This is a genomic window from Ensifer sp. ENS06 (genome assembly GCF_014852205.1).
Lineage (GTDB): Bacteria > Pseudomonadota > Alphaproteobacteria > Rhizobiales > Rhizobiaceae > Ensifer > Ensifer adhaerens.
In genome coordinates, this window is record NZ_JACVBC010000001.1 from 1,710,037 (window position 1) to 1,730,237 (window position 20,201).

The following is a 20,201-nucleotide window of genomic DNA, read 5'->3' on the forward strand; positions in this document are numbered from 1 at the left end:
GAGGCAGCCGTGATGATCCGGAGTGTGCTTGTTGCAATGGTAGCGGCCTGCGCCGTTGCGCAAACGGCGATGGCAGCGGACTTGGCAGCCGATCTGAGCCAGCCGCCGGCACCGGTCGTGCAACCATCGCCGGGATTCGTCTGGACCGGCGGCTATGTCGGCCTCCAGGGCGGCGGCGGATGGCTCAATGGCGATTTCAGCGCGCCTGGCGGCAGCGCTTCAGAAGACTTCAATGGCGGATTGCTCGGCGCCTTTGCCGGTTTCAACTTTCAGCAGGGCGACTGGGTTTACGGCATCGAGGGTGACGTCAACTACAATTGGAACGACAAGACGTTCGACGTCGGCGGAACCTCGACCGAAGTTGGTACCGACGTTTCCGGCGCAATACGCGGCCGGGTCGGCTACCTGTTGAATGACAAGGCGCTGCTCTATGGCGCCGGCGGCTGGGCGGTGACCCGCGGCTTCGTCGATGTGCCCGGCGCATCGAAGGAAAAGGAAACCTTCAACGGTTGGACGATCGGTGCCGGTGTCGACTATTCGTTCACCGACAGCGTCTTCGGCCGCGCCGAGTACCGCTACAACGACTACGGCGACAAGGACTTCGGCGGCGTCAATGTCGATCTCGACCAGCACCAGTTCACCGTTGGTGTCGGCGTAAAGTTCTGACCAGCAACCATTGGCATCGCGGAGCGCGCCGGCATGCTGCCGGACGCTCCGCGGTATCCTTTCAACTACGGGCCGCCGCGGGCACGCCGGGCAATCTCGGCACGGTCATCTTCCGCCGTAAGATCGAGGACGATGCGGCTGCCGTCTCTGATCGGGCGGTGCAGGGCCTTCCGCGACTCGGGCAGAAGCGTGAGTCGCCCTTTGGTTTCGAGCTTGCTCAGTCTGGCGCGTGAAAGCGCGAGTTCCGCCGATAGCAGGCGGTCGACGCGCAGGCTGCTTGCCTGGCGCACGACAAGGACAATCTCAAGTCGTGCGCAACCCGCACCCCCACCCAATACGTGCCGTTCCACGTTAGAATCGGCCAAATCCTCGATCCGGTCCGTGCATTGGCGAAGACCTTCGATGTCGAACGCCGCCTGGCGGACCCAGACGGGATCGTTGCTTTGAAGCGCTGCGAGCGCATCCGGGGCGACGCTGGCGACATTCCGCCGCTCGAAGATCGGACGGTTCCAGGTGTCTTCGCAGATGGCGCAGCGATAGATCAGCCAGGCGTCGAGCCGCCGCCCGTTGGCGTTCAACCGTGTCTTGCCGCTGCATACGAAGGGGCGGTGGCCGCCGCAGCGGCTGCAGACAAGCCAGGGGCGGGGGGCGGATTGGGGTTCGATGGTCCACTGGACCGTCAATGTATGAGACATGTCGTCTGGTCCTTCCAATTGGAAGTCCATCGAGACGACGGTTTGAGTACCCGTTCCGGGGACGCGGCCTGGCAGTTGTTGGACGTGATGGTTCCGCCTGACGAAGTTACGTCGGGCTTGAGATCGGCAATGCCATTCCGGTCTCGAACCGCCACCTCAACGAACGCATGAAAATTCTATCCGACAGCTGGAGTGCTATCGGGCGTACGGGGTGAAACTAGCGAGACCGGATTTTACAAAGGCAAAGCGAAACTCCAGGAGAGACAGCGCAATCGTGGCTGCCTGAACGTCCTACACGCTTGCGCGGATGGCGAAAAGTGCAACGATGCCACAGGCTCGCGCCAAGGTGGCGTGCGATGGCGCGCTAGGCGAAATTTGGCCACAAGCGAATTCGGCGCATTGCGGTAAAATACGCCTTACACCTCCAATCTGAAGCGGATCGGAAATGCTTGGATCCGCTTCTCTTTTTTGAAGGTGGTCTGCGGCGAAGCATCGCCTGATTAGCCGGCGCGGTGAAGGCTCGCCGCAAGCGGCTTCGAATCCGCAAGCTCCGCATCGGACGCGACACGGTTACGCCCGCCTCGTTTGGCCGCGTAGAGCGCCGCATCTGCCCTATTGAACAATTCCTCCCAGGAACGCTCCGTGCCGCTGGCGGTGGCAACCCCGATGCTGATGCTGACTGCTACGCTTTGCCCGTTGCTCACGACCCGCAGTTCTTCCACGGCGCGGCGTAGCCTTTCGGCGATTGCAAACGCCTGTGTCTCGCTTGTCCGCGGGAGATAGAGCCCGAATTCCTCGCCTCCGAGACGCGCGAAGCTGTCGCCCCTGCGCAGGTTCTTCCTGACCAGATCGGCGAAGGCGACGAGCACCTGATCACCCGTATGATGACCGTAGCGGTCGTTGATACGCTTGAAATGGTCCAGGTCCATGACGAGGAGGCAATCGCCCTGCCAGCTCGCCTGAGGCAGTTGCGCCAGAAACCAGCGCCGGTTGCCGACGCCGGTCAGCGCATCGGTATCGGCAGACCGGCGCAGCTCCGCTTCCGCCCGCTCCTTGACGAGCACGAGGGCGAAGAGCGCGATGGCGAAATGGCAGATGATCGAGAGAAAGAAGGCGTAGGTCGTGGTGATCGGCACGATGCCGGGCTTGAGGAGGCCAATGACCACCGCAAGGCAAAGGCCGGCCCCGACGGCCATGGCGGCCGCCAGCATGGCGCGTGCCGGCAGCGACTCGTTCGAGCGATCGGCGATGACGGCGACAGCCGAAGCCGCGAGGAAAAGAAAGGCGGCGGCGTTGAAGACGCTGGCCCTGACGACGTTGACGACATGGAAATCCGTGGCGAGTCCGATGAGCGCGCCGGCAAGCGGCACAAGTAGCGCCAGCCAGTCCGCCAGACGGCGCCGGCCGCCGCTGAGGCGGCGCACGCCGATCCAGAACAGGGCGTATCCGCCGATCCCGAGCGTGAAGCTGGAAAGCCTCCACAGAGTGGGCGGTAACAGCTTTTGCTCGCCATAGCCCGCGAGCGTCGAGGCGAGCGCCAGGAAGAGGAAGCCGCTCGCCAGGATACCAAGCCCTTCGTCCCGCGGCGATTGCCAGCGCGCATAGAGGAAGCAGAAGGCGCCGATCAGGAACGACGACTTGTGAAGCAACAGAACGGTGGCAAGGTCGAGTTGGGCAGTCATTGGATCGCTCGGGCGGGCTTGGGGGCGCGCAGGGCACGAAAGCGCGCCGGTTCGCTCTATCCACAATGGATTTAGCGATTCCTAAATTCGTATGACAAATAGGCATTCTTGTCCCAACTCGGGACGATTCCATCGTTTGCCAACGCAATCGAGTGCTCTACGGCGATGTTAGCCTGCAGATCTGCGATCACGAACAGATTGAAAAAAAAGGAGAATGACGCTTCCGCCTCAATGAATGGTCGGAGTGGAGAGATTCGAACTCCCGACCCTCTGGTCCCAAACCAGATGCGCTACCAGACTGCGCTACACTCCGTGCCAACGGCGCCGGAGATACACGCTTCGCAGCAGGGCTGCAACAGCAAAATTTCCCAATGCCTCATCTTAGACTGGGACAAACCCACAAGTTCGCTCATCTCCTACTGAAAGCCAAATTTATCCGGCCAAAAGTCATTCCGTTTTAAATCATTCTGCGTTATGGGAAGACGGAATGCTGGCGCCCGTGAATGTTGCCAGCGAAAGTATGGAGCCGTTCGAAACCATGTCCGCAAAGATCTATCGTCCAGCAAAGACCGCCATGCAGTCTGGCAAGGCCAAGACGAATCTGTGGGTGCTGGAGTTCGATCAGGAAAAGCCACGCACCATCGACCCGATCATGGGCTACACCAGCTCGGGCGACATGAAGCAGCAGCTGCGGCTCACCTTCGAAAACGCCGAGCAGGCGATCGCATACGCCGAGCGAAACGGCATCGAATACCGCGTCATCGCGCCGAAGGAAGCGACCCGCAAGAGCGTGTCCTATCCGGACAACTTCCGTTTCAACCGGATGCAGCCCTGGACCCACTAAGGTCCTTCAGCCGCATTCGACGGGCACAGCCCGGGACGGCCCCTTAGCTCAGTTGGATAGAGCACCTGCCTTCTAAGCAGGTTGTCGCAGGTTCGAATCCTGCAGGGGTCGCCAATAATTTCAAGAACTTAGAAGCTGTTTTCGGGAATTCGAAAGAAGCTCGTTTACAGCTTCCCATTGCCGATAGCCGAATGCGTCGGCCTGGTGATCTCTCATCCGCGAAACGGCACTGTCGCTGGCCCGTTGTCTCCCGGTAGATTTGTTCGTCCGACGTGAGCGGCAGATCTCCGGTACGCCACCACGCGGCGGATAAGTCTGGCGGTTCGCGCCGTACCACTCAAGGAAAGCTACGCGCTCGTTTCCGGAAGCAGGAAAGAAGCGCGGTAACAGGCTTGAACAAGAGCCTGTGGCCCTTGGTGAACATGCGGCCCGGACGATGGATCGTCAGTGCGTAGAGATACGAGCGTTTTCCTTGCAGGTAGGACCGGAATTTCTGCACCACTTGACGTCGTGCATCGTTCTGTCGAGCCCGCTTTGCGTCCGTGAGACTGAGATGTTGCGTGACCAGGCTTTCTTCGCAACCAACGATCAGTCCGCCTTCCAAGGCAAAGCGAATAGCCCATTCGCGATCGACGGCCCTGCGGAAATCCTCGTCGAAGGCGAACTTGCGCAAGGTCGACACGCGGGTGAGCATGGTGCAGGTACCGACCCTTCCGTCGCCGGGGAGGGGATCGTCGCAGAGGAGATGGAGCGCGACCGCGTCGCCACCCACTGGCTGCGCGGTGCCCATGGCGCTGAGGCTCCTCGTCTTGCCGTCGGAGATCACGCGCCTCCTGCAATAGACCGAGATAGGAGCCGCATGCCGTTCTTCCGCCGCAAGCAGCTTTGCGATCTGGACCTTCAGACGCTCTGGTGCATTTTCGTCGTCCGAATCGAGGAACGCCAGGATTTCGCCGGTTGCTTCGCGTGCGAGTGTATTGCGCGCGCCAGCGTTGCCCTTGTTGTTACTATGGCTAACCAGTCTTACCCGCGAATCCTGCTGGCTGACGGTCTGCACGATGGCAGCGGAGCGATCGGTGGAGACGTCGTCACAGACCAGGATCTCCAGGTCATCCCAGTCCAGTTGCCTGGCGGATAAGAGCGTCCGCTCGATCGTCTCTTCGGCGTTGTAGCAACATATCGCAAGTGTTACGCGCATCGATGCCTGTTCCTATTGCGATCTGTGCTGGTTCAGCGGCAGTCCCGTCATCGCCGGCATGTTTCCGGATGAAGGCTAACTCTGATTGTTTGTTTTGCCCGACGAACCGACCATGCGGACAGGAACGGCATTCGGTTCCAGATATGAACTGTCTGAGCGCACGAAGAGCACGTCGACAAGGCGATTGTGCGATCGATGGGGGATGACATCGGCGACTTCGAAGCCTTGCTCTGCCATGTATGCGACAAGTTCCGAAAACCGATAGCTACCTTCAAACCGGCGACGAAGGCTTGCCTCTGTGAAGACGAACTGCGTCTCCCGAAGCGTTTTCTCGGCTCCCTTCAGAACATCAAGGTCAAAGCCTTCGGTGTCCACCTTCAATCCGAATGGGCCTTTGTAGCCCTTGTTTTCCAGAAGTTCGTCGAGGGGTGAAATCTGTATCTCGACCGTCTTTTCCGGCTGCCGCTTCCAGTCCCTGCGTTTCATCAGGCTTGAGGAGGGGCCTTCCAGGGAAAGGGTTGCTACGCCCTTGGCAGAGCCTGCGCCCGATTGAATGTAGTCAAAATTCAGGCCCTTTACGCTGTCTGCGGCCTTCTCCATCGTATCTGGCTGCGGATCGACCAGGACGAACTTTTTGTCCTTGAACAGTTCGTAGAACACCGGGCTGCCTTGATAAACGCCGACGTCGATGAATGTATTGATATCGAACCCGTAGCGCTTCAGGTATGCAGCAGAGTAACGCTCCTCGGAAACATGGAAACCTTGTCGCGTTAGCATCGAGGCGGCTGAGCGAAGCACCCGATTGAACAGCTTTCCCTTGGTCATAGTCCCCTCGGCAATTGCAATTTTCTCCAGACGAAACGCCTGGCCAAGTTGATGTCGTACTGGCTTAGATTTTGAGGCAGTTGTCCGGCATGTAGAACACGGACGTCCGCCATGGCCGGCCGTTCACCGGTCCGAAGCCGTCGAAGTCGAGGCGGCGATAGCCGTTGTTGATCAGCAGGTCGTATCCCTCCTGGTACCTCTCGCGTTCGCTGTTGTCCCAGATGATTGCGGACGGCCTCTGCTTCAGGTTCATCGTCGCCTTGGCACAATTCACGCGATCGCGGCCGTCTATGACAACAACGTCGAACGCGGTGTCCTGGTGGCGCGTCACCTCGGTGGAGTAGTCGCCCCCCTCTACCAATTCGCGATAGTTGTAAGTTACATTGGCCGGCGATTGCTTGGAGATCAGCTCGAACCAGTCGCGGTCATGTTCGACGCTGACCACCGACTTCGCCTTGCGGCTCCACCAAAGCGTGGAGTTGCCGCTGCCATACTCGAAAACGCGTAAGTCAGTCAGTTGCCGGGTGCCGAGAAAATGCAACATCGGGTAGGTGTACCAGGGGCATGGTTCTCCGTCGGCGGTCATCGGCTTGTGCTGTTTTGCACTCTCCAACCAGCCCATCTGCCTCGCGCTTTCGACGAACTTCGGGAAGAAGTCGCGCGGGATATCCGGAGTCTCCCAAAGAAGCAGGTCGAGTTTCTGCTCGATCTTTGGAATGCGGCCGATGAGCTTTGTCGCTTTTACGAAGTTCTTCATCGCGCCCAGCATCATAGTCTCCCTCAGTTGCGGACATGCTTAATGGCTTATATGTTTTGTTAGCGCAAGCGGTTGAAACGCGGATCCGGCGAGCGTCGAAGTCCGGCAGGCGCACAGCCTGAACTGCAGGTGTAACGCCGTTTCCTCCCGAGCAACGCGTCCCTTCGTCGACTTGCCGAGGCGCTAGACGCCGGGGCAGTGGCGCTACGATTCCGCAAGATCACATAAAAAAACGGGCCGGCGGATGGTTTCCGACCGGCCCGTTCCGGCAAAAGGCGGAAAGGGGAACGTCTCTGCGCGGGGCTGCAGCGCCGCGCGTAGGGAGATCGATACGGTCTGATAATGCCCGAAAGGCAGCATTGGAATTGACATTTCCCGCTTGAAATTTGACATTTCCCGCATGCCTTCCAATGGACGTCTACAATCTGTGATCGAAGTTTCCGTCGTTATCCTGCCGGAGTCGTCGATCATGTCGCTTGCCTCAGTGCTGGACCCGATGCGCGCCGCAAACCGTATCTCGGGGCGCGAGGTGTTTCGCTGGCGGCTGCTCTCGGCCGATGGCAAGCCGGTGGTCCTGACCTGCGGCGTGCCGATTGCGGTCGAGGGCACACTTCGCCCGCCGCTTGCCGGCGACGCGCTGCTGGTGATCGGCGGCTTCAACCTTGATCGTCACGCCGGCAAGAAATTCATCGGTGCATTGCAGGAGTGCTCGCGCCATTTCGATATCGTCGCCGGCATCGAATCGGGCTGCTGGCTGCTCGGCCGCAGCGGTCTGCTCAATGGCCGCAAGGCGACAGCGCATTGGGAGGAGCTTGAGGATTTCAGCCAGGCCTTTCCGGAGTTGACGGTGCTTGGCGACCGGTTCGTCATCGACGGCAAGTTCTGGACCTCGGGCGGCGCTTCGCCGACCTTCGACATGATGCTGCACTGGATCACCCAGCGGCTGGGGTCTGCACTGGCGCTCGATGTCGCCAGCATCTTCGTCTACGACCAGACGCATAGTGCAGCCGACGTGCAGCCCTATGTTTCGCTCGGGAGGATCGAGACGCGCGACCCGAAGCTCGCCGAGGCCATCCGCCTGATGGAACGCACGCTGGAGCGTCCCTTGACGATCGCCGCGTTGACGAAGCGGCTTTCGATCTCGCAGCGCAAGCTGGAGTTGCTGTTTGCGCGCGGACTATCGACGAGTCCCGGCGCCTATTACCTACGCCTGCGTCTTCAGTTCGCCCATCGGCTGGTGCGCGACTCCGCTAGCCCGATCCGCGAGATTGCCCTTCGATGCGGTTTCGACAGCCTGTCTGCATTTTCGCGCGCCTATAGCCGCGAGTATGGAATGAGCCCGCTGAAGATGCGACTGGCCCGCAGAGGAGCGGAAGCATAGGCAGCGCCGTCAGGCACGCGACTATTGGGAAGGCCGGGGTGAGGGGCGCGCGAATTGCTCACGGCACCGCCGATCCGGATTGTTCGCGTGTTTTGAGGCAGCCGCGCCGACGGCACCCGCTGATGCGTCCCCATCATGGATGGAGTGCGACGTCGTTCCGCACGCCCGGCGTCGCCGGGCCGCATCCGGCCGGGTGCAGTCGCGGGGTGATTATGCGCTAATGAACCGTTTGTGGCGGCTCGTCGGTAAAGGCTTGGATGCCGTCGCGCTGGACCGTTGCGATAAACTCCTCGAAAGCTTCCCTGTCGGTCGGGAAGGGCTCCTCCCATGTCGTAGAGAAGCCCTCCTCGTCGATGACCTCGAGGGTCCAGTCGCGATTCGTGCCCGCCTCCCGGTAGATCCGCAATTCCACGACGACGCCATCGTCACTGAATTGGCCGGAAAATTCCGAAAACTCGTAGTTCTGTTCTTCGTCAGTCATGTCTGAAGTGTAACACGCTTGCTTGAGGACGTCCTGCCATGTTCGGCCTCGACGATATTGCTCGCAGCTTCAGCCGGGCACACAGGCGCATTCGCCGGCCTCCACGAAGGTTTGGACCGGGGATGCGCCTGTCACCTTGGCGAATGGTCTTGCTGTTACCGGCAGCGGGCTTCGTAGCGGCGGCCATAGCGGTCGCGATAGATGCAATAGCCCTGGCGCTCCTGGGAGCGTCCGATCAGGTTGCCGATAACGCCACCGGCGACCGCGCCGATTGCCGCGCCGCCCCAGCTGTCGCTGACCGCGCCACCAATGATCGCACCGGTGCCGGCGCCGATCGCCGTGCCTTTCTCGGTCTGCGTGCAGGAAGCAAGCGTACCAATCATCAAAACCGCAATGACAAGCTTTCTCATGCCTTCACCCCTTTGCTCGATACCAAACTGGGCAGTTCACCGCCTTGCATCCTCAGCGTGAGCCTCAGCATCTACTCAACGCGTCGAATTGTCGATAGCACGGAATGCAACAGGCGAAGATACTGCGGGGTTCGCTCCAAAAAGTGTAGAGAATGAGCTCGCATGGCGATGCATTTTGATGTCCAAGGACACCAGCAAGCGATTGATTTCAATGGGGTTTGCGTGGTGAGCGCGCAGGGATTCGAACCCTGGACCTACTGATTAAAAGTCAGTTGCTCTACCGGCTGAGCTACGCGCTCCCTGGCCGCGGCGGTGAAGCCCGGCGGAAGTGGCCGGACATATGCACGCGTGTTTCCCCCCGGTCAACCGAAAAATTGCGGGTTTTGTGAAGAAACGGTGCATGGCGCAATGATCGCCAAAAGGTGATTGGTATCATCATGATCCTGCGGCTAAGGAATGGCCCAAATGCCGCGTGCCGGAGTTCTTGCCGTTGTCGATCGCCGATATTTCCATCTGGACCGCCGTCCTTGCCGGCGCCCTTTCGTTCCTTTCTCCCTGCGTTCTGCCGCTCGTACCGCCCTATCTCTGCTATATGGCGGGCGTCTCGGTCGATCAGTTCCGCAGCGGTGATGCGGCGACCATCGGCAGCACGAGACGCGCTGTCTTGCCGGCAGCCCTGTTGTTCACGCTCGGTTTTGCCACCGTCTTCGTGGCGCTCGGGGCGGGGGCCTCGTCGATCGGCATGCTGCTTCGGCAGCATATGGACCTGCTGTCGCGCGTCGGCGGCGTGATCATCATCATCATGGGCCTGCATTTCCTTGGCGTGTTCAAGATCGGGCTGCTCGCGCGGGAAGCGCGATTCCAGGGCGGCGGCAAGCCGGCGACGCTCTCGGGCGCCTACATTATGGGTCTTGCCTTTGCCTTCGGCTGGACGCCCTGCATCGGCCCGGTACTCGGCACGATCCTCGGCGTTGCTGCCGCACGTGACACCGTGTCCGACGGCGCAATGCTGCTGGCGATCTATTCACTGGGCCTTGCCGTGCCGTTCTGGATCGCGGCTGCGTTTTCCGGCTCCTTCATGCGCTTCCTCTTCCGCTTCCGTCGCCATCTCGGTCTGATCGAAAAGCTGATGGGCGGCCTTCTGGTGCTGGCGGGCCTGGCTTTTCTCTTCGGCTTCATCAGTTCCGTCGCCATCTGGTTCCAGACGACCTTCCCGATCCTGATGAAAATCGGCTAGGGCATACCCTCGTATTTTAGAATCACTTTTCGGCTTAACCGGCCTAATCGTCAGGCCGGTTCGTGCGCTAGGCGTGCGGGCGTCGGCGCGGGAAGGTGAAGGATGCGAGGGACAAGATGACGGAAATCGCGGGCCTGGTGCTGCCGTTCTTCGGCCTGATCTTCCTCGGTTATCTGACGGCGCGCTTCGTCCACCATCCGGGCGAGGCGATGGGGTGGCTGAACACCTTCATCATCTACCTCGCGCTGCCGGCGCTGTTCTTCAAGCTCGTCTCGCGCACGCCGATTGAACAGCTGGCGCGTGCCGACTTCATCCTGACCACCGTCGGTGCGACCTACATCGTCTTTTCGCTGGTCTTCCTCATCGGGGTCTATGTCAGGCGCAACTCCATTGCCGAGGCGACGATCCAGGGTTTTGGCGCTGCTTATGGCAATATCGGCTACATGGGGCCTGGCCTTGCGCTCCTGGCGTTGGGCGATGCCGCTGCCGTACCGGTGGCGCTGATCTTCAGCTTCGAAAACGCCGCGCATTTCGCGGTCGCACCGGCGATGATGGCGATATCAGGCGGCCGGCAGGAAAAGCCGCTGGCGCTTGCAGCCAGCGTCGCGCGCAAGATCATTCTGCACCCGTTCATCCTGGCCACACTTGCCGGTGTGGTCGCCGCCTTCTTCGCCGTGCAGCCGCCAGTTCCGGTTCAGCGGCTGATCGATTATCTCGCCCAGTGTGCGGCGCCCTGCGCGCTCTTTGCCATGGGGGTGACGCTGGCGCTACGCCCAATCAAGCGCATTCCCGTCGAGATCGGCTACATCGTCCCGGCGAAGCTGCTGTTGCACCCGCTCGTCATGTTCACGGCAATGAGCCTGACGGGGAATTATGATCCGGTCTGGGTGCAGACGGCGGTACTGCTCGCAGCGCTTCCGACGGCGACGAACGTTTTCGTTATCGGCCATCAGTATGGTGTGTGGCAGGAGCGAGCCTCGGCCACGATCCTCATCACGACGACACTGTCGGTCGCAACGGTGACCGGCCTGCTTTACCTGATCCGTTCAGGCGCTCTTCCGCCCGATCTTTTCCCTTAAGCCTTCCTTGAAGGCATTGAGCGCGCTGCCGGGGTGCACGCCTTCGCGCATCAGCAGGCTGCGGAGCGGCCCAACGGCGGAAAGCACGTGCAGCCCCAGCGCGCGCAGCGCCTGCACTGGCAGGAAGCCGGAGAGCAGCGAGCGGTTGAGCAGATCCACACTTGCCGTGCGGCTGATGATGTCCGGCCGGCGGCGGCTGTCGAAGCGGTCACCGATATCGCCGGCAAGCGGCTCGCCGCTGGATACGCCGATGATATCGACGAGCGTCATCACATCGCGAAGGCTAAGGTTGAGCCCCTGAGCGCCGATCGGCGGGAAGGCATGCGCTGCTTCGCCAAGAAGCACGACGCGGCCCTTGCCGAAGCGCTGGGCGGTCATGCCCGAGAGCGGGAAGGATTGCGGCGTGCCCTCGACGGTTACCTTGCCGAGGATTGATTGCATCCGGTCTTCGACGGCGCGGGAGAGTGCCGCAAGATCCAGCGTCAGCGTTTGTGCGGCATCCTCGGGTTTGCGGACCCAGACCAGGCTGGAGCGGCTGCCCGGCAGGGGCACTTGCGTGAAGGGACCGCTTTCGGTGTGGAATTCGGTCGAGATGTTCTGGTGCGGCAGCTCGTGCGCAAAGTTCAAGACGACCGCCGTCTGCGGATAGGACCAGGTGCTGACGGAGATCTTCGCCGCTTCGCGCACCGGCGACCGACGACCATCGGCGCCGACGAGGAGATAGGCGCTGCATTGGCTGCCGTTTGCAAGCTCGATCGTTGCGACAGCGTCCGAAAGTTCAAAGCCGATCGCCGACGTGGTGATGCGTGTCAGTGTTGGGCTCTCTTCGGCGCGGTGGCAGAGAATATCGATGAAGGGCGCATTGGGGATATTGTAGCCGAAGGCGTCGAGCCCGACTTCCGAGGCACGGAAGTTGACCGGTGGCGCCCGCAGCAACCGGTTGGTGCCGTCGAGGATACGCATGGTCGAAAGCGGAGCCGTCAGCGGCTCGACCTTTTCCCAAAGGTTGAGCGTCTTCAGATACTCGATCGATTGGTCCATCAGCGCGGTGGTGCGTCCGTCGGCAACCGCCGGCTCCGGTCCGATCAAGGCCACGCGGTAGCCCGCATCGGCAAGCGCAATGGCCGCAAGCGATCCGGCAAGGCCCGCACCGATAATGGCGATGTCGAAGTGGTCCATGATGCAAAAGCCCTTTCGCGCAAGCTGTGAGGCGTCTTGGCCCAGCCTCGATCATACCTCTAGTCGCCGGCGCATGCGAAATAAATGGGTAGAATCAGGGCAGAAGCAATTTGCAGGTGTCCACAGGACAATGGGGCGAGGGGAGGCTGTAATACTTGAATTTTAGTGGCGATGCGTTGCAAAGGGTGCATATTACGGGCAACGCGCCGCACAGCGGTCGAGGCGGGTCAAGGCCCGCACGGGGAAAACAGCAGGGGTGGGCGGCGTCCGCAGATGAAGTTCTTTAACTATAGACGAGTTCCCTACGCCGAGATTCGCGCCTTTTCCGTGCATATCTTGACCGCCTCGGGGTCGTTTCTCGCCTTCCTGGGTGTCGTGGCTGCGGCCGAGCATCGCTTCGTCGACATGTTCTGGTGGCTGGGGCTGGCGCTGCTCGTCGACGGCATCGACGGGCCGATCGCGCGCAAGGTGCGCGTCAAGGAAGTGCTGCCCAACTGGTCGGGCGATACGCTCGACAACGTCATCGACTATGTGACCTATGTGCTGTTGCCTGCCTTTGCGCTCTACCAGAGCGGCATGATCGGCGAGCCCTGGTCCTTCGTGGCGGCCGGCGCGATCGTGGTTTCAAGCGCGATCTACTATGCCGATATGGGCATGAAGACGGACGAATACTTTTTCTCCGGTTTCCCCGTCGTCTGGAACATGGTCGTCTTCACATTGTTCGTCATTCAGGCGAGCGAGCTGACCGCGTCGATCGTCGTTTTCGTGTCGGTGGTCTTGACCTTTCTGCCGATCAACTTCCTTCATCCGGTTCGCGTCCAGCGCTTGCGACCGCTGAACCTCGGCATCTTCCTCTTGTGGTCGGCGCTCGGCATCTATGCGCTGCTCCTGCATTTTGCGACGCCGGCATGGGTCGTGACCGGCTTCGTCGTCACAGGCATCTATCTCTACGTGATTGGCTTCGTGCTGCAGATTTTCCCAAGTCTCGGCCGGAAATAGGAGCAGGCAATGGCACAGGCGATTGTGGTACGCGAACTCGGAGGACCAGAGGTCCTGAAGCTCGAAGGCGTGACACTCTCGCCGCCGGGGCCGGGTGAGGTACAGATCCGGCAGGTGGCCGTCGGCCTCAATTTCATCGACGTCTACTTCCGCACCGGCCTCTACAAGTCGGCTTTGCCTTTCGTGCCGGGCAAGGAAGGTGCCGGCATCGTCACTGCGGTTGGCGACGGAGTCAGCCTGTTTTCCGTCGGCGATCGCGTCGCCTATGCCTCGGCCGATGGTGCCTATGCGAGCGAGCGCAACGTCGATGCTGCGCAGTTGGTGAAGGTGCCCGACGGCATCAGCCTCGAGACTGCGGCTGCGATGATGCTGAAAGGCATGACGGCACAATACTTGCTCAACCAGACCTATCAGGTCGGTCCGGGCACGACGATTCTCTTCCATGCCGCAGCCGGCGGCGTCGGGCTGATTGCCGGCCAATGGGCGAAGGCGCTTGGCGCGACCGTTATTGGCACAGCGGGCTCACAGGACAAGATCGATCTGGCGCTGGCGCATGGCTACGACCACGTGATCAACTACCGCACCGACAATTTCGTCGCGCGGGTCAAGGAATTGACCGACGGCCGGGGCGTTGATGTCGTCTACGATTCCGTCGGGCGCGACACCTATCCGGCGTCGCTGGATTGCATCAAGCCGCGCGGCCTCTGGGTCAGCTTCGGCAATTCGTCCGGTCCAGTGGAGGCTTTTAGCATCGGCATCCTGGCGCAGAAGGGGTCGCTTTTTGCGACGCGTCCGACACTCTTTGGTTACGTTGCCACGCGGCCTGCGCTGGAAGCGTGTGCAAATTCCCTGTTTGATATTGTGCAAAGCAACAAAGTGCGTATCAATATAAATCAGACTTATCCGCTCGCCGATGCGGGACGAGCGCATACGGATCTCGAGACAAGAAAAACAAGTGGAACAACACTGCTGATTCCGTGATCGAAGCCTTAAGGCGGACGCGGATCAACAGAGGGGAAAGAGGGCAGCGTGCCTGTTGAGGGAGTAGCGGCGAACGGTCATCTATTGGCTGTGAGCAACCTGACGAAATTGTTTGGCAGCTTCGCGGCCTGCAATGGGATCAATCTGCAGATTGAACCGGGCGAAATTCACGCCCTTCTCGGCGAAAACGGCGCCGGAAAATCGACCTTGGTGAAGATGCTGTTCGGCGTATTGGCGCCGACGGCCGGCGAGATCCTCTGGCAGGGCCAGAGCGTGCGCATCGCCAATCCCGCGGCTGCGCGCAGGCTCGGCATCGGTATGGTTTTCCAGCATTTTTCGCTGTTCGAGGCGCTGACGGTCGCCGAGAACATCGCGCTTTCCATGGATGCGAACATCTCGCTGGCGAGGGTGGCGGAAGAGGCGTCGCGCCTGTCGCATGCCTACGGACTGCCGCTCGACCCCAAGGCGCATGTGGCAGATCTCTCGGTCGGCGAGCGCCAGCGCATCGAGATCGTGCGCGCGCTCTTGCAGAACCCGCGCCTCATCATCCTCGACGAGCCGACCTCGGTGTTGACGCCGCAGGAAGCCGATCGCCTGTTCGAAACGCTCTACAAGTTGAAGGCGGAGGGGCGCTCGGTTCTCTATATCAGCCACCGGCTCGAAGAGGTGCAGCGCATCTGCGACCGCGCCACGGTGTTGCGTCACGGCAAGGTAACGGGAGCCTGTGATCCGAAGGCGGAGACCCCGTCGTCGTTGGCGCGCATGATGGTTGGCGGTGACGTCGCGGCGGTGACGGCCGAAGGCACCAGCGCCAAGGGGCAGGTGCATCTGGAAGCGCGGCACTTGACCGTGCCGGCTCGCACGCCCTTTGCCGTTTCGCTGAAGAACATCTGTCTCAAGGTGCATGCCGGCGAGGTGCTGGCGATTGCCGGTGTTGCCGGCAATGGCCAGGGCGAACTGTTCGATGCGCTCTCGGGCGAGTACCCGGTTGCCGACGATAATGCGGTGCAGATCCGCCAGAAGCCGGTCGGCAACCGCAACATCAATGCGCGCCGCCTGATGGGCGCGGGCTTCGTTCCCGAGGAACGCCACGGCCATGCCGCGGTATCGGCGTTGCCGCTTTCGGACAATCTCGTGCTTGCCCGCAGCCGTTCGGACGCCAAGGCGTTTCTCGGCGGCGGCTTCCTCAAGATCATCCGTCGCGATGCGGTGACGAGCGCCACGAAGCGCATCTCCGAGGCGATGGACGTGCGCAAGAGTGGTGAGGATCCACCGGCCGGCTCGCTTTCCGGCGGCAACCTGCAGAAGTTCATCGTCGGGCGTGAGCTCGACCGTCAGCCGAGCGTGCTCGTCGTCAATCAGCCCACCTGGGGCGTCGATGCGGGTGCTTCGAGCCGCATCCGCCAGGCGCTCGTCGATCTCGCCAAGGCCGGCTCTGCCGTGCTCGTCATCAGCCAGGACCTTGACGAAATCTTCGAAGTGGCGACGGAGATCGCCGTCATCAGCGACGGAAAGCTATCCGATCCCTATCCGGCAAAAGAGCTTTCGCGCGAAAAGATTGGCCTGCTGATGGGCGGCATGTACGGCAAGACGGAAGGCACGGAGGCCGCACATGCGCATTGAACTGGAAAAGCGCGCCAAGGTCTCGACGCTGTTTTCGATCCTGTCGCCGTTCATCGCCTTCCTGCTGACGATCGTCTTCGGCGGTATCATGTTCGCGCTTCTCGGCAAGAATCCGGTCATGGCGCTCTACAGCTTTTTCGTCGAGCCCTTGAGTGAGGTCTGGTCGCTGCACGAGCTGGCAATCAAGGCAGCGCCCCTGATCCTGATTGCCGTCGGGCTTTCGGTCTGTTTCCGCTCCAACAACTGGAACATCGGCGCCGAGGGCCAGTTCATCATGGGCGCGATTGCCGGCTCGATCCTGCCGGTGGTCTTTTATGACTGGCAGTCGCCGCTGGTGCTGCCGCTAATGATGCTGATGGGCATGCTCGGTGGTGCGCTGTTTGCCGCCATCCCCGCCTTCCTAAAGGCGCATATGAACACCAACGAGATCCTGACGAGCCTGATGCTGGTCTATGTCGCCCAGCTCTTCCTCGACTGGCTGGTGCGTGGACCCTGGCGCAATCCGGGCGGCATGAATTTTCCGGAGACGCGCACCTTCGCCGTCGATGCGATCCTGCCGGAAATGCTTGCTTCCGGGCGCACCCACTGGGGCTTCGCCTTCGCCATCATAGCGGCGATCCTCGTCTGGTTCATGATGCGTTACACGCTGAAGGGCTTCGAGATTTCCGTGCTTGGCCAATCGGAGCGGGCAGGGCGCTTTGCCGGTTTCTCCTCGCGCAAGATGATCTGGTTCTCGATGCTGCTTTCGGGCGCCTTTGCCGGTCTGGCCGGCATCTCCGAAGTCAGTGGCGCGATCCAGCAGCTGCGCCCGGTCATCTCGCCCGGCTACGGCTTCACCGCCATTATCGTTGCGTTCCTTGGCCGCCTCAATCCGCTTGGCATCGTCGCCGCCGGCCTGGTGCTGGCGCTCACCTATCTCGGCGGTGAGGCGGCGCAGCTGTCGATCGGCGTTTCCGAGAAGGTGACGCGCGTCTTCCAGGGTCTCCTGCTCTTCTTCGTGCTCTCCTGTGACACGCTCATCCACTATCGCATCAAGCTGGTCTTCGACCGATTGACCGCGACCAATAGCGAGGGGAGCCGCTGATGGGTATCGTCGAAGCGATCCTTCTGAGCGTCATCACTGCCGCAACACCCCTGGTGTTGGCCGCGATCGGCGAACTCGTGACCGAACGGTCCGGCGTGCTGAACCTCGGCGTCGAGGGCATGATGATCATGGGGGCGGTCTCCGCCTTCGCGATTACCCAGATTACCGGTTCGCCCTATCTGGGCATGCTTGCCGGCATCGCCTGCGGCGCACTGTTCTCGCAGCTCTTTGCCTTCCTCACGCTGAGCCTGGTGGCAAACCAGGTGGCGACGGGCCTGGCCTTGACCCTGCTCGGGATCGGCGTCTCCGGCATGATGGGCGAGAGTTTCCTCGGCATGCAGGGCGTCAAGCTGCAGCCGATCGCGATACCGCTTCTCGCGGATATCCCCTATATCGGGCCGCTGCTCTTTCGGCAGGATATCATTTTCTATCTTTCGATCGCGATCGTCGCGGGCGTGCATTGGTTCCTGTTCAAGAGCCGTGCTGGCCTCAAGCTTCGCGCCGTCGGCGATAGCCACGCCTCCGCGCACGCGCTTGGCGTCAACGTCATTCGCACCCGCTATCTGGCCGTCATGTTCGGCGGCGCCTGTGCCGGGCTTGCCGGCGCGCAGCTGTCGCTGGTCTACACGCCGCAATGGGTGGAAAACATGTCGGCCGGTCGCGGCTGGATCGCACTGGCGCTGGTGGTCTTTTCGTCCTGGCGCCCCTGGCGGCTGGTGGCCGGTGGCTATCTCTTCGGTGCCGTATCGATCAGCCAGTTGCATGCGCAGGCCTTCGGTCTCGGCATTCCCTCGCAGCTCCTTTCGTCGCTCCCCTATGTCGCGACGATCGTCGTCCTCATTCTCATTTCGCATAACCGGCGCATGACCCTGATCAATACGCCGGCATCGCTCGGCAAACCGTTTGTGCCGGACCGATGATTGCAAGCATTTCATACTGACGTTTCTCAAACCGACAGAGGTCAAGAAAATGAAAAAACTACTGCTCGTTCTCGCAAGCTCCGCGGCAGCGATCGGCTTTGCCACCGGTGCAAGCGCCCAGGAGAAGGCCAAGGTCTGCTTCGTCTACGTCGGTGCCAAGACCGACGGCGGCTGGACCCAGGCGCACGACATCGGCCGCCAGGAGCTGGAAAAGGCGCTCGGCGACAAGATCGAGACGCAGTATCTCGAAAGCGTGCCGGAAGGCCCGGATGCCGAGCGCGCGATCGAGCGTCTCGCACGCTCGGGCTGCGGCCTGATCTTCACGACATCCTTCGGCTTCATGGACGCGACGATCAAGATCGCGCAGAAGTTCCCGGACGTGAAGTTCGAGCATGCGACCGGCTACAAGACCGCGCCGAACGTCGCGACCTACAACAGCCGCTTCTATGAAGGCCGCTACATCCAGGGCGTGATCGCCGCCAAGATGTCGCAAAAGGGCGTCGCCGGCTACATCGCCTCCTTCCCGATCCCGGAAGTTGTGATGGGCATCAACTCCTTCATCATCGGCGCGCGCTCGGTCAACCCGGACTTCAAGATCAAGGTCGTATGGGCAAACACCTGGTTCGACCCCGGCAAGGAAGCCGATGCTGCCAAGGCATTGGTCGACCAGGGCGTCGATATCCTGACGCAGCACACCGACACGACGGCACCGATGCAGGTTGCCGCCGAGCGCGGCATCAAGGCCTTCGGCCAGGCCTCCGACATGATCAAGGCCGGCCCGGAAACGCAGCTGACGGCGATCGTCGATACCTGGGGCGCCTACTACATCAAGCGCACGCAGGCCTTCCTCGATGGCAAGTGGGAAACGACGTCGAGCTGGGACGGCCTGAAGGACGGCATCTTGACGATGGCGCCCTACACCAACATGCCTGACGACGTGAAGAAGCTCGCTGAGGACGCCGAAGCCAAGATCAAGTCGGGCGAACTGAAGCCCTTCACCGGCCCGCTGAAGAAGCAGGACGGCAGCGAGTGGCTTGCTGCAGGGGCGACGTCTGACGACGGCACGCTGCTTGGCATGAACTTCTACGTCGAAGGCGTCGACGATCAGCTGCCGAAGTAAGCAAGAGCCTACGAAACAGAATGCAAACCCCGCCATTTCGGCGGGGTTTGTCGTTTGGAAAACGCGTAAGGGTTGTTTCATCGTTCGGCGGTGCGCGGTTTACGGTTTTGCGGCCACCCTGGGGCTTTCCGGAATCGACTGTTCAAACTACATTCATTTGCGCAGGTTTAGGGGCCCCGCCCGTGCTCCGCACGAAGGCCTTGTGGCGCGTCGCGCCGTATGAAATCAGGCAGGGGAGTGCCTGGAGGAGATGGATTGAACAGGAGTTTGCTGGAAACCGTCGTGTCCGGCTCGCGCAAGCGCACGAGCCACGCACATGTTGTCGATCAACTCGGCAAGGCAATCATATCCGGCGAATTTCCGGTCGGCTCCATTCTTCCGGGTGATCCGGAACTTGCGGCACGCTTCAAGGTATCCCGAACTGTTCTGCGCGAAGCCATGAAGACGCTGGCCGCCAAGGGGCTGGTCGTGCCGCGTGCCCGCATCGGCACCCGCGTGACGCCGCGCAACGACTGGAACCTGTTCGACAACGACATCCTGACCTGGCACTTCGAATGCGGTGTCGACGAGGACTTCCTCTATCACCTCAGCGAAGTGCGCCTGGCCTTCGAGCCGCATGCGGCAGCACTTGCGGCGCGAAACGCGTCGGAGGCCGAAATCAGCCGCATGATGCGGCTCGCGGTTGCGATGGGCGAGGAGGGCCATAGCGCCGAGAGCCTCGCAAGCGCCGACCTGAAGTTTCACCTGGCTGTCGCCGAGGCCTCCGGCAACCCATTCATGCGCACGGTCGGTGGGCTGATCGAAGCGGCGTTGGTCGGTGTCTTCAAGCTGAGCTCTCCGGTCGCCGAAAAGGGCGGCATAGACGAGGTTGCCCGCAACCACATCCGTATCGTTGAGGAGATCGGCAGGCGTGACGAGGTCGGCGCACGGCTTGCCATGGAAAACGTGATCAAGATCGGGCGCGAGCGCGTTCGCAGCGCGCTGCAAAGTCGCAGTTGAGGCTGCCACCGGTCGAGATTGTTCAACAAAACAGCGCTCGG

Annotated in this window: 21 protein-coding genes and 3 tRNA genes; 13 read left to right on the plus strand and 11 right to left on the minus strand. The window is 61.2% G+C overall.

Annotation, left to right across the window (positions count from 1 at the left end; genetic code table 11):
- Positions 1 to 12 precede the first annotated feature (12 nt).
- Entirely contained in the window at positions 13 to 666 is a 654-nt protein-coding gene (locus IB279_RS08480; protein WP_112984192.1) for an outer membrane protein, read from the plus strand.
- 65 nt (positions 667 to 731) lie between these two features.
- Here the strand turns inward: IB279_RS08480 and IB279_RS08485 are convergent, their stop codons facing one another.
- The 3 genes from IB279_RS08485 to IB279_RS08495 form a co-directional block, all read right to left on the minus strand.
- Complete coding sequence (locus IB279_RS08485) at positions 732 to 1,361, minus strand: DUF1062 domain-containing protein (RefSeq protein WP_113188654.1); 630 nt, start codon at positions 1,359 to 1,361, stop codon at positions 732 to 734.
- A gap of 500 nt (positions 1,362 to 1,861) precedes the next feature.
- A complete protein-coding gene (locus IB279_RS08490; RefSeq protein ID WP_113188655.1) occupies positions 1,862 to 3,043 on the minus strand; it encodes a GGDEF domain-containing protein in 1,182 nt (393 codons plus the stop codon).
- Between the two features lie 236 nt (positions 3,044 to 3,279).
- Positions 3,280 to 3,356, minus strand: a tRNA-Pro gene (locus IB279_RS08495).
- Between the two features lie 225 nt (positions 3,357 to 3,581).
- Between IB279_RS08495 and IB279_RS08500 the strand changes: the two genes are divergently transcribed.
- Both IB279_RS08500 and IB279_RS08505 read left to right on the plus strand, forming a co-directional pair.
- Positions 3,582 to 3,887, plus strand: coding sequence for an ETC complex I subunit (locus tag IB279_RS08500; RefSeq protein WP_034791376.1), 306 nt, complete (start codon positions 3,582 to 3,584; stop codon positions 3,885 to 3,887).
- Between the two features lie 37 nt (positions 3,888 to 3,924).
- Positions 3,925 to 4,001 (plus strand) — tRNA-Arg (locus tag IB279_RS08505).
- Positions 4,002 to 4,224: 223 nt separating this feature from the next.
- On the opposite strand, the gene IB279_RS08510 is transcribed toward IB279_RS08505, so the two are convergent.
- The 4 genes from IB279_RS08510 to IB279_RS08525 form a co-directional block, all read right to left on the minus strand.
- The gene (locus tag IB279_RS08510) at positions 4,225 to 5,085 is read right to left on the minus strand and encodes a glycosyltransferase family 2 protein (RefSeq protein WP_113188656.1); all 861 of its coding nucleotides are present in this window, start codon (positions 5,083 to 5,085) and stop codon (positions 4,225 to 4,227) included.
- Positions 5,086 to 5,160: 75 nt separating this feature from the next.
- Positions 5,161 to 5,910 carry an FkbM family methyltransferase gene (locus tag IB279_RS08515; RefSeq protein WP_034790938.1) on the minus strand — a complete coding sequence of 250 codons (750 nt, stop codon included), beginning with the start codon at positions 5,908 to 5,910 and terminating at the stop codon, positions 5,161 to 5,163.
- Positions 5,911 to 5,974: 64 nt separating this feature from the next.
- On the minus strand, positions 5,975 to 6,679 hold the full coding sequence (locus tag IB279_RS08520) for a hypothetical protein (RefSeq protein WP_064816993.1): 705 nt from the start codon (positions 6,677 to 6,679) through the stop codon (positions 5,975 to 5,977).
- A 192-nt stretch (positions 6,680 to 6,871) separates the two neighbouring features.
- Positions 6,872 to 7,138 (minus strand): hypothetical protein, encoded by a 267-nt coding sequence (locus IB279_RS08525; RefSeq protein WP_192339170.1) that lies wholly within the window; start codon positions 7,136 to 7,138, stop codon positions 6,872 to 6,874.
- On the opposite strand from IB279_RS08525, the gene IB279_RS08530 reads away from it, so the two are divergent.
- Positions 7,068 to 8,048 carry a GlxA family transcriptional regulator gene (locus IB279_RS08530; protein WP_113188657.1) on the plus strand — a complete coding sequence of 327 codons (981 nt, stop codon included), beginning with the start codon at positions 7,068 to 7,070 and terminating at the stop codon, positions 8,046 to 8,048. The two genes, IB279_RS08525 and IB279_RS08530, sit on opposite strands and share 71 nt — an antisense overlap.
- A gap of 217 nt (positions 8,049 to 8,265) precedes the next feature.
- On the opposite strand, the gene IB279_RS08535 is transcribed toward IB279_RS08530, so the two are convergent.
- The 3 genes from IB279_RS08535 to IB279_RS08545 all read right to left on the minus strand — a co-directional run bounded on the left by IB279_RS08535 (position 8,266) and on the right by IB279_RS08545 (position 9,238).
- Positions 8,266 to 8,529 (minus strand): hypothetical protein, encoded by a 264-nt coding sequence (locus tag IB279_RS08535; RefSeq protein ID WP_043623603.1) that lies wholly within the window; start codon positions 8,527 to 8,529, stop codon positions 8,266 to 8,268.
- 155 nt (positions 8,530 to 8,684) lie between these two features.
- A complete protein-coding gene (locus IB279_RS08540) occupies positions 8,685 to 8,939 on the minus strand; it encodes a YMGG-like glycine zipper-containing protein (protein ID WP_034790944.1) in 255 nt (84 codons plus the stop codon).
- A 223-nt stretch (positions 8,940 to 9,162) separates the two neighbouring features.
- Positions 9,163 to 9,238, minus strand: a tRNA-Lys gene (locus IB279_RS08545).
- A gap of 191 nt (positions 9,239 to 9,429) precedes the next feature.
- Between IB279_RS08545 and IB279_RS08550 the strand changes: the two genes are divergently transcribed.
- Both IB279_RS08550 and IB279_RS08555 read left to right on the plus strand, forming a co-directional pair.
- Positions 9,430 to 10,176, plus strand: a complete 747-nt coding sequence (locus IB279_RS08550; protein WP_060582205.1) for a cytochrome c biogenesis CcdA family protein — start codon at positions 9,430 to 9,432, stop codon at positions 10,174 to 10,176.
- A gap of 116 nt (positions 10,177 to 10,292) precedes the next feature.
- The gene (locus IB279_RS08555) at positions 10,293 to 11,255 is read left to right on the plus strand and encodes an AEC family transporter (RefSeq protein WP_113188736.1); all 963 of its coding nucleotides are present in this window, start codon (positions 10,293 to 10,295) and stop codon (positions 11,253 to 11,255) included.
- Here IB279_RS08555 and IB279_RS08560 read toward each other — a convergent pair.
- Complete coding sequence (locus IB279_RS08560) at positions 11,223 to 12,434, minus strand: UbiH/UbiF family hydroxylase (protein ID WP_113188658.1); 1,212 nt, start codon at positions 12,432 to 12,434, stop codon at positions 11,223 to 11,225. The genes IB279_RS08555 and IB279_RS08560 overlap by 33 nt on opposite strands.
- A 273-nt stretch (positions 12,435 to 12,707) precedes the next feature.
- On the opposite strand from IB279_RS08560, the gene pcsA reads away from it, so the two are divergent.
- From pcsA to IB279_RS08595, 7 genes are all read left to right on the plus strand, one after another.
- Positions 12,708 to 13,433 carry a phosphatidylcholine synthase gene (pcsA, locus tag IB279_RS08565; RefSeq protein ID WP_034790952.1) on the plus strand — a complete coding sequence of 242 codons (726 nt, stop codon included), beginning with the start codon at positions 12,708 to 12,710 and terminating at the stop codon, positions 13,431 to 13,433.
- A gap of 9 nt (positions 13,434 to 13,442) precedes the next feature.
- Positions 13,443 to 14,414 (plus strand): quinone oxidoreductase, encoded by a 972-nt coding sequence (locus IB279_RS08570; protein ID WP_060517050.1) that lies wholly within the window; start codon positions 13,443 to 13,445, stop codon positions 14,412 to 14,414.
- A gap of 48 nt (positions 14,415 to 14,462) precedes the next feature.
- The gene (locus IB279_RS08575) at positions 14,463 to 16,037 is read left to right on the plus strand and encodes an ABC transporter ATP-binding protein (RefSeq protein ID WP_113188659.1); all 1,575 of its coding nucleotides are present in this window, start codon (positions 14,463 to 14,465) and stop codon (positions 16,035 to 16,037) included.
- Positions 16,027 to 17,121 carry an ABC transporter permease gene (locus tag IB279_RS08580; RefSeq protein WP_060517054.1) on the plus strand — a complete coding sequence of 365 codons (1,095 nt, stop codon included), beginning with the start codon at positions 16,027 to 16,029 and terminating at the stop codon, positions 17,119 to 17,121. The genes IB279_RS08575 and IB279_RS08580 overlap by 11 nt, the downstream gene beginning before the upstream one ends.
- Positions 17,121 to 18,041 (plus strand): ABC transporter permease, encoded by a 921-nt coding sequence (locus tag IB279_RS08585; protein ID WP_043620304.1) that lies wholly within the window; start codon positions 17,121 to 17,123, stop codon positions 18,039 to 18,041. The genes IB279_RS08580 and IB279_RS08585 overlap by 1 nt, the downstream gene beginning before the upstream one ends.
- 49 nt (positions 18,042 to 18,090) lie before the next feature.
- Positions 18,091 to 19,161, plus strand: a complete 1,071-nt coding sequence (locus IB279_RS08590; protein ID WP_034791380.1) for a BMP family ABC transporter substrate-binding protein — start codon at positions 18,091 to 18,093, stop codon at positions 19,159 to 19,161.
- A 219-nt stretch (positions 19,162 to 19,380) separates the two neighbouring features.
- Positions 19,381 to 20,160 carry a FadR/GntR family transcriptional regulator gene (locus IB279_RS08595; RefSeq protein WP_051659212.1) on the plus strand — a complete coding sequence of 260 codons (780 nt, stop codon included), beginning with the start codon at positions 19,381 to 19,383 and terminating at the stop codon, positions 20,158 to 20,160.
- Positions 20,161 to 20,201: the final 41 nt, after the last annotated feature.

What these genes read in the sequence shown, in the direction of transcription:
- IB279_RS08520 (WP_064816993.1), bottom strand. Translation starts at nt 6,679, where the DNA reads ATGCTGGGCGCGATGAAGAACTTCGTAAAAGCGACAAAGCTCATCGGC.
- IB279_RS08570 (WP_060517050.1), top strand. Translation starts at nt 13,443, where the DNA reads ATGGCACAGGCGATTGTGGTACGCGAACTCGGAGGACCAGAGGTCCTG.
- pcsA (WP_034790952.1), top strand. Translation starts at nt 12,708, where the DNA reads ATGAAGTTCTTTAACTATAGACGAGTTCCCTACGCCGAGATTCGCGCC.
- IB279_RS08525 (WP_192339170.1), bottom strand. Translation starts at nt 7,138, where the DNA reads ATGATCGACGACTCCGGCAGGATAACGACGGAAACTTCGATCACAGAT.
- IB279_RS08515 (WP_034790938.1), bottom strand. Translation starts at nt 5,910, where the DNA reads ATGACCAAGGGAAAGCTGTTCAATCGGGTGCTTCGCTCAGCCGCCTCG.
- IB279_RS08555 (WP_113188736.1), top strand. Translation starts at nt 10,293, where the DNA reads ATGACGGAAATCGCGGGCCTGGTGCTGCCGTTCTTCGGCCTGATCTTC.
- IB279_RS08535 (WP_043623603.1), bottom strand. Translation starts at nt 8,529, where the DNA reads ATGACTGACGAAGAACAGAACTACGAGTTTTCGGAATTTTCCGGCCAA.
- IB279_RS08485 (WP_113188654.1), bottom strand. Translation starts at nt 1,361, where the DNA reads ATGTCTCATACATTGACGGTCCAGTGGACCATCGAACCCCAATCCGCC.
- IB279_RS08560 (WP_113188658.1), bottom strand. Translation starts at nt 12,434, where the DNA reads ATGGACCACTTCGACATCGCCATTATCGGTGCGGGCCTTGCCGGATCG.
- IB279_RS08510 (WP_113188656.1), bottom strand. Translation starts at nt 5,085, where the DNA reads ATGCGCGTAACACTTGCGATATGTTGCTACAACGCCGAAGAGACGATC.
- IB279_RS08500 (WP_034791376.1), top strand. Translation starts at nt 3,582, where the DNA reads ATGTCCGCAAAGATCTATCGTCCAGCAAAGACCGCCATGCAGTCTGGC.
- IB279_RS08540 (WP_034790944.1), bottom strand. Translation starts at nt 8,939, where the DNA reads ATGAGAAAGCTTGTCATTGCGGTTTTGATGATTGGTACGCTTGCTTCC.
- IB279_RS08580 (WP_060517054.1), top strand. Translation starts at nt 16,027, where the DNA reads ATGCGCATTGAACTGGAAAAGCGCGCCAAGGTCTCGACGCTGTTTTCG.
- IB279_RS08585 (WP_043620304.1), top strand. Translation starts at nt 17,121, where the DNA reads ATGGGTATCGTCGAAGCGATCCTTCTGAGCGTCATCACTGCCGCAACA.
- IB279_RS08490 (WP_113188655.1), bottom strand. Translation starts at nt 3,043, where the DNA reads ATGACTGCCCAACTCGACCTTGCCACCGTTCTGTTGCTTCACAAGTCG.
- IB279_RS08590 (WP_034791380.1), top strand. Translation starts at nt 18,091, where the DNA reads ATGAAAAAACTACTGCTCGTTCTCGCAAGCTCCGCGGCAGCGATCGGC.
- IB279_RS08530 (WP_113188657.1), top strand. Translation starts at nt 7,068, where the DNA reads ATGCCTTCCAATGGACGTCTACAATCTGTGATCGAAGTTTCCGTCGTT.
- IB279_RS08595 (WP_051659212.1), top strand. Translation starts at nt 19,381, where the DNA reads ATGAAATCAGGCAGGGGAGTGCCTGGAGGAGATGGATTGAACAGGAGT.
- IB279_RS08480 (WP_112984192.1), top strand. Translation starts at nt 13, where the DNA reads ATGATCCGGAGTGTGCTTGTTGCAATGGTAGCGGCCTGCGCCGTTGCG.